Here is an 11135-nt window from a genome sequence, read left to right as displayed (position 1 = left end):
TCATGACGTCTTCAACGGCGGGACAGGTTATGACGAGATCATCGTCTATGGTGATATCGCCGTCTCGAACTATCGGCTGACCAGCGCCAATGTAAGCGGCATCGAAGCACTTTACTTCCAGAGCGGCGATACCATCTCTGGCACCTCGGGTGCGGATATCTTCGATTTCAGCGGTATTTCCGACTTTGCGGGATATTACAATGGCATCTCCCTGGGCGGCGGCAATGACCGCTATACCGGGTCCAGCGATCGAGACGTGGTCTATGGCGGGGACGGCAGTGATACGCTGATCGGCAGGGCCGGAGCAGATGAATTGGACGGTGGTTCTGGTCGTGACGTGGCATCCTACGCCCAAAGTGGCAGCGCCGTGAAGATTGATCTCGGCACGGGGTCGGCAGTTGGAGGCCATGCCGAGGGCGATGAGCTTACGAGTATCGAGAATCTGGTCGGTAGTAGTAAGAATGATCGCCTGATTGGCGATGGTGCGAATAACGACATCAGAGGCCTCGCCGGAAGCGACGTGATCAAGGGCGGCAGCGGAGCCGATACGTTGCGAGGCGATTACGGCGCAGATATTCTCGAAGGTGGTGCAGGGAGCGATCTGCTACATGGAGGCGGCGGGATCGATACCCTGTCATATGTGACAAGCAATAGTGGTGTAAGTGTGAATCTGGGGACTGACGCTGTATCGGGTGGGCACGCAAGTGGTGATAGTATCCGTGATTTCGAAAACCTTTTCGGTAGTTCCTACAACGATAGGCTTGTCGGGGATCAATCCGCGAACATAATAAAAGGCGGTGGCGGCGCGGATCTGATTTTCGGTAAGGATGGCGAAGACAGGTTGCTGGGTGGTTACGGGCACGACAAGATTTCCGGTGACGACAACGACGACAGGCTCTTTGGTGAGAGCGGCAATGACACATTGTCGGGTGGTGGAGGCGCTGACATGCTCTTCGGTCAGTCTGGTGAAGACAGATTGCTGGGTGGTTACGGGCATGACAAGATTTCCGGGGGCGTCGATGATGACAGGCTCTTTGGCGAGAACGGAAATGACACATTAACAGGCGGCGCTGGCAAGGACTTGTTTGTCTTCAAGCCAAACGACGGCGATGACGTGATTCGCGATTTCAATCGACATAATGGTGAGGATATTGACTTACGGGCGGTCAAGGAGATCGAGAACTTCAGGGATTTGATGAATAACCATCTCGAAAGCGTCAACGGCAATGCGGTGATCACCTATGGTGATAATTCGATCACCCTGCTGGGGGTCGATATCGATGATATTGGCTATGCAAAAGACTATAGCGCTTACGATTTCATATTCTGATAAATACTGCGGCAAGACCACATTGCTGTAAATCAGAGTGAAATCACACGAAGATTAGTGCAATGACTGCACTCTTCTATGCGTGTATCACAACGAACAGCCCCGCCAACGTGCGGGGCCTCTTTGTTTCAGGAGATGCCCATGCCCACACTCTCCCTCGATGATCGCGCGTTGCAGGCGAACCTGCGCCGCCTTGCGGATCGCGATGCGAAGATGGCGGCGGTCTGGGCGCTGAACGACACGGCGGATGACGTGCTTGCGCATGTGCAGGGGCGGATGGACCAGGTGTTTGACCGCCCGACGCGGTTCACGAGGAATGCCTTCATGGTCTGGCGGGCCAAGCCGTCGCAGCTGGAAGCGAAGGTGTTGGAACGGCCCTCGGTCGGGCGACGCCATTACCTGAAGGTGGAGGAATTCGGCGGGCCGCGCGGCCAGACCGGGCTGGAGGCCCTGCTATCATCGCGCTTGGGGCATGATGGCCGGATCAGCGCGGCGGTTCCGGCGGCCGGGGCCAAGCTCAATGCCTATGGCAACTGGTCTCCTGGTGAGCGCAACCAGGCGCTGGCCGCCACTTCGAGACAGGAACAGGCCGTCGCCGCAACAGGCGGCACCCGCAAACGCCGCCGCGCCGGTTATTTCGTGCCTGCCGCAAGCTCGCGCCTGTCACCGGGCATCTGGAAACGCAATCCGGATGGCTCGATCCGGAAACTGCTGCATTTCACCACGGCCGTGCCGGAATATCGCGAGCGGCTCGGCTTCTTCGACGGGGCCGAGGAGGTCTCGGCCCGCCGGTTGCCGGTGCATCTGCAGCGCACCATCGCGAAGATGATCGAGCGGTCGGCCAGTCGAGGCTGAGACCGGCGCGGGTCCTTCCCGGCCATGATCCACACGGGGGTAATTCGCACCGCATCGCATTTGGGCCAGCAATTCCGGCGCGGGGTTGTTGTTGTCCTTGTTGTTGTTCTTCTTGAGGAAACCCATGTCACAGACCATCACCCTTGCCGACGGGAGCGTGCTCGACGTCGCGCGTTACCCGTTGCCGGATGGCGTGACGGATGACGGCTCACCGCTGACCCGGGCGCAGCTCGCCACCGCCTTCGGCGTGTCTGCGAACACCATCACGGATTGGATCGCCAAGGGCATGCCGGCCCTGTCCTCCGGCCAGAACGGCGTCGCCTACGAGTTCCGGCTCGCCCATTGCTGGGCCTGGCGGCAGGCCCGTGACGATCGCGCCCGGGCGGCCAAGCAGCGAGGGGACCAACTGGCGGCGCAGGCGGCTCTGGCCTTCCGCAACCTGGACGATGACCAGGCCGAGGATGAAGCGGCTCTGACCGCTGACGATCTGCGCAAATGGTCCGAGGCGGAATATCACCGCAACCGGGTGGCCGAACAACGCGGCGATCTGCTGCGCGCCGATCGCATGCGGGCGCTGATCGAGGACATGATCGTGACCTTCGGCGCGGCGATGGACAACCTGCCGGATTTCGCGGAGATGAACTTCGGGCTGTCCGCCCCGCAGGTGGCGCAGCTGCAGAGCTATTGTGACGAGCTGCGCCTCGAGGTCCGGCGCCAGGTCGAGGGCCGGGTGAGCCAGGGCGGCGCGGTGGTGCCGATGTCCGGTCCGCCGCCGGAGCTGGATCTCGGCTGATGGTCGATATGCTCGACCGGGGCCTCGGCCAGCTGAGCCGGATCCCGCCCTTGCCGCCCTTCGTGACGCCCGAGGAACTGGTGGCCGATGCGCTGCCGCTGCTCGATCCGCCGAGCCGGATCACCGTCACCGATGCGGGCGAACGCTTCCTGCGTGTGCCGGTCGCCGGGCGCTGGAGCGCCTATGATCGCGGCGTCGCGCCCTATACGGTCGAGCCGCAGGATATCTCGCAGTCGCGCCGCTTCAAGGCGGTGATCTTCACCGGCCCGTCGCAAAGCGGCAAGAGCCAGATGCTGCTCTCGGTCGCCGCCCATGCGGTCACCTGTGCGCCGGGCCCGGTGCAGCTGATCCATATGACCAAGACCGATGCCGATGCCTGGGTCGAGGAAAAGCTCGATCCGGCGATCACGAACAGCCCGGCGCTGCATGAACGGCTCGGCCGTGCGCGCGAGGACAGCACTTTCAGCCGCAAGCGCTTCAAGGGCATGCGGCTGGCGATCGGCTACCCGGTGCCCAACCAGCTCTCCTCGCGCTCGCAGCGCCTGGTGCTGCTGACCGATTACGATCACATGCCGCAAAGGCTGGGGCCGAAGGATGCGCCCGAAGCCTCGCCCTTCGGCATGGCGCTGCAGCGGATCCGGACCTTCCTGAGCCGGGGCTGCGTCTTCGTGGAAAGCACCCCGGCTTTCCCGGTCGACGAGGAGACCGCCCGCGAGGCCAGCCCGCTGGAGCCGCATCTGCTGCCCGCCACCACCGGCGGGATCGTCAATCTCTATAACGAGGGCACGCGGGGGCGCTGGTATTGGGAATGCCCGGATTGCGCCGGGCTCTTCGAGCCGCGCTTCGACCGGCTGGATTACAATCCCGATCTCGATCCGGGCGAGGCCGGCGACATGGCGGCGATGGTCTGTCCGCATTGCGGCTCGGTGCTGCCGCATCGGCACAAGGCGGAGCTGAACCGCCGCGCCCTGGTGCATCATGGCGGCTGGCTTCATGAGGGCCGTCATGTCGATGAGGCCACCGGCCGGCGCGACCTGGTCCGGATCGATGACGCGGCAATCCGCAACGTGCCCTTCGCCAGCTATGCCCTGAATGGCGCGGCGGCCGCCTTCGCGTCCTGGTCCGGATTGGTCGAGCGCTACGAGACCGCCCGGCGCAGCCTGGAGATCTCCGGCGACGATCTCGATCTGAAGGGGGTGCATTATACCGAGATCGGCATCCCCTATCGCCGCCCCAGGGAGGAGGGCGAGGACGCGCTCACCGCCGAGACCCTGCGCGATCACGCCCTGCCGATCCCGAAAGGCATTGCCCCGGGCTGGGCCCGCTTCGTCACTGTGATGGTTGATGTGCAGGGCAATCGCTTCGAGGTCATGGTGATGGCCTGGGGCGCCGAGGGTGAGCGGGTTGCGCTCGAGCGCTTCGCAATCCATCAGCCGCCCGATGATGCACCGAGCGCCAAGGGTGATGACGGCAAGTATCGCGCCATCGATCCCGGCCGTTACGCCGAGGATGCGGCAGTGCTGGCCGAGTTGGCAGAACGTATCTACCCGGTCGAGGGCGAGAGCTGGGGCTTGAGGCCGGTCGCTGTCGTGATCGATTTCAACGGGCCGAAGGGCTGGTCGGACAATGCCGAGAAGTTCTGGCGCAAGCAGGCTCGCAAGGGCATGGGCCATCGCTTCTTCCTGTCGATCGGCCGGCCGGGCTTCAACCAGCGCGATCGCGTCTGGCATGAAGCCCCGGAACGGGCCTCGGGCGGCAAGAAGGCGCGCGGCATCAAGCTGCTGAACATGGCCGTCGATCGGCTCAAGGATTCCGTCGCCGCCGCGCTTGGCCGCCTCGATACCCCGATCGGGGCCCAGCATATCCCCGGTTGGATGGAGGCCGAGCATATTGCCGAGCATCTCGCCGAGCAGCGGACCGACAAGGGCTGGGAACTCAGAAAGGGCGTCCAACGCAATGAAAGCCTCGATCATTCGGTGCAGGCCTTGGCACTGTCCGAGCATCTCGGTCTCAACCGGGTGAACTGGGAGGCCCCGCCCGCCTGGTGCGTGGCCGGCAATCTCAATCCGCACCTGGTGCCGCTCGACCAGGTCGAGGAGGCGCGCGACACGGATGAACCGGCGCAGGCCGATCTGCCGCGCCAGATCAATTATCTCAGGAGGCGCTGATGGCGTTTACGCAAGCCGATGTGGCCCGGGTTCAATCCCTGTTCGCCAAGGGCGTGACCAGCGCCGAGGTGGCGGGAGAGAAGCTCAGCTTCCGATCCGTGGCCGAGTTGAAGGAGATCATCGCCTATATGAAGGCGGAGATTTCCGGCACTGAGAACCGGGCCCGGATCAGCTATCCGCTGACGACGCGGGGTCTGTGATGAACCTGCTCGATCGCGCCATCGCCATGGTCTCACCCGCCGCCGGGCTCAAACGGGCCACGGCCCGCGCCCAGGCTGCGGTGGTGATGAACTATGACGCCGCCTCCTGGGGCCGGCGAAGCTATGGCTGGAAGGCGCCCGCGACGGCGGCCGATGCCGCGGCCTATGGCTCGCGCGCCCGGCTGCGCCATCTCAGCCGCGACATGATCCGCAACCGCGCCTATGCGGCGCGGGCCCGCGACGTGGTGGTCTCCAACGTGGTCGGCGAGGGGATCATGCCCTCGGTGCGCAGCACGGATGCTGCCGGCAAGGAGAAGATCGAGGCGCTGATCAAACGGCACCTGCTGAGCAGTGATATCGATGCGATCGGCGAATACGATCTCTTCGAGATGCAGCAGATTTGCATGTCGGCGGTGTTTTCCGATGGCGAGGTGCTGCTGCGGCGGCGCTGGCGCAACGGGCCTTTCGGCGCCGGTCTCACGCTCCCCTACCAGGTCGAGCTGGTCGAGGTGGATTGCCTCGATGTCACGCGGCAGAGCTGGGGCGACAACCTGGTCATCGAGGGCGTCGAATACGGGCCGACCGGCGCGATCGAGGCCTATCATATCTATAACGAGCATCCGGGCGCGGTGCGCAGCCGCAAGGCCTTGGCCTCAACACGGGTGCATTGGTCCGATGTGATCCATCTGCGCCGCTTCGACCGGCCCGGCCAGCTGCGCGGGGTGCCCTGGCTGGCGCCGGTGATGATGACGCTTGGCGAACTGTCGGATTACCAGGAGGCACAGATCCTCAAGCAGCGCATCTCGGCCCTGTTGGCGATCCTGGTCAAATGGGCGCCGGGCGCGCAGCGCCCCGCCAAGCCGGGAGCCGGGCTCGACGAGCTGTCCCCCGGCGCGGTGGTCGAGCTGCCCCCCGATGCCGATGCCGTGGTGGTCGATCCGCCCAGGGTCGAGGGCTATTCGGAGTTCATGAAACAGGGGCTGCGGGCCATCGCGGCCGGGATCGGCGTCACCTATGAATCGCTCGCCGTCGACCTGGAGAAGGTGAACTTCTCCTCGGGGCGCTTGGGCCGCAACGAGATGGACCGGCTGGTGCGCATGTGGCAGCGCGGGTTGATGATCGCCCAGTTCGGTGCCGGCATGGAACGCTGGTTCCGCGAGGGGCTGCGTGTGGCCAATCTTGGCAGGCTGGACTTCACTCTGGACTGGACGCCGCCGCGGCGCATCCTTGTCGATCCGACCAAGGAAATCCGCGCCATGGCCGAGGAGGTCGAGACCGGGCTGAACAGCCGCCAGGGCGTGCAGCGTGAACTCGGCCGCGATCCCGAACGTATCCGCGAGGAACGCCGGCAGGACCTCGAGGCCGACAAGGCGGCCGGGCTGCCCTTGGCTGCCCCCATCAGACCGGAACCTGCGACGCCGATCGCAGAGATCCCCGCAGCAGAAAAGGAAAACGCGCATGAACTCGGGCAGTGATCTGATCTTCAACGGTGAACTGATCCTCAGCGGGGATGTCATCGACGATTCCTGGGCGGGCTGGATGTGGCAGGAGGATATCTATTTCTGCCCCGCCATGGTGCGCCGGGCGCTTGCCGAGCTCGGCGAGGGCCGCGTGACCGTGCGGATCAATTCCCCGGGCGGTCATGCCGATGCCGGCGAGCAGATCCGGACCATCCTGGCCGGTCACCCCGGCGGCTGCCGCATCATCGTCGAGGGGCTGGCCGCTTCGGCGGCCTCGCTGATCTTCATGGCCGGCGATGAGCGCCTGATGTCGGCCGGCTCCCATCTGATGATCCATGATCCGTCGGGGGCGTTTTTCGGGACCGAGGATGAGGCCAGGCGCCATGCCGAGATGCTGGGCGTCGTCTCCAGCACCTATGCCTCGGTCTATGCGGCGGCCGCGGGCATCAGCCCGGACAAGGCCCGGGCGATCATGAGGGCCGAGACCTGGCTGGGCCCGCAACCCGCCATCGATACGGGCTTCGCCGACAGGGTCCTGGACGAGGGCGAGGCCGCGGCGCCCCAGACCACGATGCTGACCGAGGTCCGCACGAAGGACCAGGCGCAGGAGCTGTATATGCGCGGCCGCGAACGCCTGCTGATGCGCATGGCCGATCATCGATCCGGTGACCGCGGCAGCCAGCGCGATCGCCCATCCACCACCAGAGAGCAAGACAACCAGAAGGAGGCCATCATGGCTGACAAAGCGAAGACCGCCGGGACACCGGCCAATCCCCCGGCCGCCGATCCGGCAACGAGTGGCACGCCGCCCGCGGGTACCGCCACGATGCAGGCCCCGGCCGGAACTCCGGCCCCGGCGCCCGCGCCGCAACCGGCGGAGCCCACGCGCCTGCAGGCGCCCTCGGCCGAGGATATCCTGGCGGGCGAGCGGAGCCGCGTGCGCGGCATCCGCGAGATGACGGCCAGTTTCGTGACCTCGGGCCGGTTGATGCAGGCGCAGGTCGATGAACTGATCGACACGGGCGTCAGTGCTGACGCCGCCAGTGCGCAGGTCCTGACCATGCTGGCCGCCTCGGAAGCCCCGGGCCGTTCCGCCAATCCACGCAGCGTGATCACCCGCGATGAATCCGAGACCCGGATGGAGGGGATGATCGGAGCCCTGATGGGGCAGGCCGAGGGACCTGCGGAACAATTCCGGGGCATGCGCCTGCGCCATCTCGCCATGGAGCTCGCGGGGCCCGGCCGGGGTTATAACGATGCCGAGACCATCCGGCGCGGCATGCGTGCCACCACCATGATGGGCGGCGCGCACGGGATCAGCGATTTTGCCTATGTCACCACCGAGGTGATGAACCGATCCCTGCTCGCGGCCTATCAGCGCCGCAACGCCTCCTGGCAGATGGTCACCGGCACGCCGCTGACGGCCACGGATTTCCGGGAATTGCATTCGGTCCGCTTCGGCGGGGATTTCTCGCTGAAGCCGGTCAAGGAAAACGGCGAATATCAATCCGCCACCCTGGCCGACGAGGCCGAGGGCCTGAAGGTCGAGCGCCGGGGGCGCACCATCAAGCTGACCTTCGAGGCGGTGGTGAATGACGACATGGGCGCCTTCCAGCGCATCCCGACCGAGTTCGCCATGGCCGCGCGCACCATGGAAAGCGCCATGGTCTGGTCGCTGATCCGCAACAATGCCAAGCTCAAATCGGACGGCAAGGCGCTGTTCCATGCCGATCACAACAATCTCGGCACGGCTGGCGTCATCAACCCGGCCAATGTCGCCAAGGCCCGCAAGTCGATGTGGGAACAGCGGGTCTTCGGATCGACCGACAAGGACGATTTCATGCAGGTCGAACCCGATCGGCTGATCGTGCCGCCGGCACTGGAACTGGTGGCGCTGCAATTCGCCACCACGGTCACGCCCAACAAGGATGGCGATGTGAACCCGTATAAATCCTCGCTGCAGCCGAGCGTGGTGGCCAATCTCGGCGCGGCGGCCGGGGGCTCCGATACCGCCTGGTACCTGGTCTCCAGCGATCTGCCGCCGATCGCGCACGCCTATCTCGAAGGCTACAATGCGCCCACGGTCCAGACCATCGAGGGCATGAACCCGGACGCGGTGGTCATGAATGCCCGCCATATCTTCGGCGCCGCTGCGGTCGAGTTCCGCGGCACCTACAAGAATCCGGGCCAGTAAACGGCATCCAATATCACTGACGACAGGGCGGCGTCAGTCGCCCTTCGTCGTTCACCCTTTTCTGATGAGGAAGCGAGATGAAGAATTACATTCAACCGGGTGAGAACCTCACCCTGACGATGGCGGCCGCTGTTACCTCGGGCGATGGCGTGCTGGTCGGGTCGATCTTTGGCGTGGCGCAGGGCGATGCTGCGGTCGGAGACGCCGTCGTATTGGTCCGCCGTGGCGTGTTCAATCTGCCAAAGGTCTCGGCTGAGGCCTGGTCTGCCGGCGATCCCGTTTACTGGGATGATACCGCGAAGAGCTTGACTTCCGTTGCAACGGGCAATCAGCTTGTCGGGGCCGCCGTGGAAGATGCGGCAAATCCCTCTGCCATTGGCGTCGTGTTGCTCGACGGCACGATCCGACTTGCCGCAGCCTGATGACCTCCGCCTTTGACGGCATGACCGGGATCCTTGCCGATGTCTTCGGTGACCCGGTCACCTATCTGCCCCAGGATGGCATCTCGCGGGATATCCAGTCGATCTTCCGCGAGTCGCCGATCGAGATCCCCGGCGCCGATGGCAACGAGGTGCTGATCGAGGCGCCGACATGGCGGGTGCGCCGGGATCTCGTCCCGGAACTCAAGCGCGGCGATCATATCACCGTCCCGGATAGCCGGCGGTTCCGGGTCCGGACCGTGCACAGCAACGGCTCGCCCAGCCTGGACGCGCATGTCATCTGCGAGTTGCATTTCGATCTGGAAGCCGCGCCATGAGCCATTACCGCTCTGAATATCGCGCGACGGCCCGGGCGGCGCTGGCGGCGCATCCGCGCTTCGCCGATGTCACCATCTTCAAGATCTGGCCCGGCAGCGTGGATGACGCCACGCTGCCGGTGCTGGGCGTGCTGACCCCGCAGGAGCCCTGCGAGGCCGATACGCAGAAAACCACCACGCGGCGCACGCTGATGCAGGTCGCGCTGCGCCGCGCGGGCGGCGACGAGATCGAGGACATGCTCGACGAGGACAGCGCGCTTATCGAGGCGATCATCATCGCGGCCCTGCGCAGGCCGGATCTGCGCTGCGTGCTCGAAGAGACCAGCATCGTCACCAACAGCCAGGGCTATGCCTTCGTCGGTACGCTGGTCATGGGCTTCCGGCTGCAATCCTGGCGGCCGGTTGCCAGTCTGTAGACTTTTTATTTTACGCTGATGCGGCGCGAATTTTGGAGATCAAAATTCACTTCCGTCAGCCTTTCCTGAAACATCCCGCATAGAGGAGAACGAAACCATGCCTGATGGAATGATCGGCTACGGCTCGACCGTACGCATCGGCCAAGGCGCCACCCCGACCTGGACGGAAATCGAACTGGTGGGCGATATCACCCTGCCTGACGAGCAGGTCGACGAGGTCGATATCACCCATATGAAATCTCCCGGCCGGCGGCGGCAGTTCATCGCCGGGCTGATCGATGGCGGCGAGGTCACGGTGCCGATGAACTACATCCCCGGCTCGGTGACCGATGTCCTGCTGCTCGACATCAAGTCGACGGGCGAGGAGATCATTCTCGAGATCACGCCCGGAGAAGGGTCCGCTCCCGAGCAATATTGGGCCTTCCTGAAAGGCTATGCTCGCAGCGCGCCGGTCGATGACAAGATGACCGCCGAGGCAACCTTCCGCCTCTCGGCCCAGATTGTGGCGGGGCCCTGATCATGGCGGATATCACGGGCGCATTGCATATCACCCATGACGGCCGCGAACTCACCTTGCGGTTGAGCATGGCCGGGTTGGGCAGGCTGCAGAACCAGCATGGGCCCAGCATTGGTGGGTTGCTGGATGAAAACCGCGGCGAGGATCAACTCCTGAACTTCGGAATCCTGGTCGATGCGGTGTCGATCGCATTGCAGAAGGGCATGCGGATGGATTCCGAGGAGGCCGATGACCTGGCCGACGATCTCGTCTCGGCAGATCAGGGGATCGTGGCCCGTCTGCTGGAAGCCGCCTTCCCGGAGCCGCAGGTGGCAGAGAAAACCGGTGCGGCGCGCGGTAAATCCGCGGGAAAGCCCCGGGCGAGGCGCTGAACCTCGCCGATCTCTATACCGGCTGGCTCTCGCTCGGTCTCGATCCAGATCGCTTCTGGCGGATCACCCCGCGG

General features: G+C 64.5%; 12 protein-coding genes. All 12 read left to right on the top strand.

Features of this window, described 5'->3' with window-relative positions; genetic code table 11:
- Nucleotides 1-1330: calcium-binding protein (locus A7A09_RS07405; RefSeq protein ID WP_148043625.1), on the top strand; the 1330-nt coding region annotated here is incomplete at its 5' end.
- 141 nt (nt 1331-1471) lie between these two features.
- Entirely contained in the window at nt 1472-2185 is a 714-nt protein-coding gene (locus A7A09_RS07400) for a hypothetical protein (protein ID WP_245999204.1), read from the top strand.
- Between the two features lie 124 nt (nt 2186-2309).
- Nucleotides 2310-2978: a DUF1441 family protein gene (locus A7A09_RS07395; protein WP_106690748.1), complete on the top strand. Its 669-nt coding sequence runs from the start codon at nt 2310-2312 to the stop codon at nt 2976-2978.
- Nucleotides 2978-5146, top strand: coding sequence for a terminase gpA endonuclease subunit (locus A7A09_RS07390; RefSeq protein ID WP_106690747.1), 2169 nt, complete (start codon nt 2978-2980; stop codon nt 5144-5146). The genes A7A09_RS07395 and A7A09_RS07390 overlap by 1 nt, the downstream gene beginning before the upstream one ends.
- Entirely contained in the window at nt 5146-5346 is a 201-nt protein-coding gene (locus tag A7A09_RS07385; RefSeq protein ID WP_106690746.1) for a phage head-tail joining protein, read from the top strand. Before A7A09_RS07390 ends, A7A09_RS07385 begins: the two co-directional genes overlap by 1 nt.
- Nucleotides 5346-6821 (top strand): phage portal protein, encoded by a 1476-nt coding sequence (locus A7A09_RS07380; RefSeq protein WP_106690745.1) that lies wholly within the window; start codon nt 5346-5348, stop codon nt 6819-6821. The genes A7A09_RS07385 and A7A09_RS07380 overlap by 1 nt, the downstream gene beginning before the upstream one ends.
- Complete coding sequence (locus A7A09_RS07375) at nt 6805-9000, top strand: head maturation protease, ClpP-related (protein ID WP_106690744.1); 2196 nt, start codon at nt 6805-6807, stop codon at nt 8998-9000. Before A7A09_RS07380 ends, A7A09_RS07375 begins: the two co-directional genes overlap by 17 nt.
- Before the next feature lie 77 nt (nt 9001-9077).
- Nucleotides 9078-9422, top strand: coding sequence for a DUF2190 family protein (locus A7A09_RS07370; protein WP_106690743.1), 345 nt, complete (start codon nt 9078-9080; stop codon nt 9420-9422).
- On the top strand, nt 9422-9757 hold the full coding sequence (locus A7A09_RS07365; protein WP_106690742.1) for a head-tail joining protein: 336 nt from the start codon (nt 9422-9424) through the stop codon (nt 9755-9757). Before A7A09_RS07370 ends, A7A09_RS07365 begins: the two co-directional genes overlap by 1 nt.
- Nucleotides 9754-10173 carry a hypothetical protein gene (locus tag A7A09_RS07360; protein ID WP_106690741.1) on the top strand — a complete coding sequence of 140 codons (420 nt, stop codon included), beginning with the start codon at nt 9754-9756 and terminating at the stop codon, nt 10171-10173. The genes A7A09_RS07365 and A7A09_RS07360 overlap by 4 nt, the downstream gene beginning before the upstream one ends.
- Nucleotides 10174-10270: 97 nt before the next feature.
- Entirely contained in the window at nt 10271-10690 is a 420-nt protein-coding gene (locus A7A09_RS07355; protein ID WP_148043624.1) for a phage tail tube protein, read from the top strand.
- Between the two features lie 2 nt (nt 10691-10692).
- A complete protein-coding gene (locus tag A7A09_RS07350) occupies nt 10693-11061 on the top strand; it encodes a hypothetical protein (protein ID WP_106690739.1) in 369 nt (122 codons plus the stop codon).
- The last annotated feature ends 74 nt before the right edge of the window (nt 11062-11135 follow it).

Origin of the sequence: Paracoccus methylarcula, assembly GCF_003007735.2 — a bacterium.
GTDB lineage: Bacteria > Pseudomonadota > Alphaproteobacteria > Rhodobacterales > Rhodobacteraceae > Paracoccus > Paracoccus methylarcula.
This window is presented reverse-complemented; position numbering and strand designations above follow the sequence as displayed.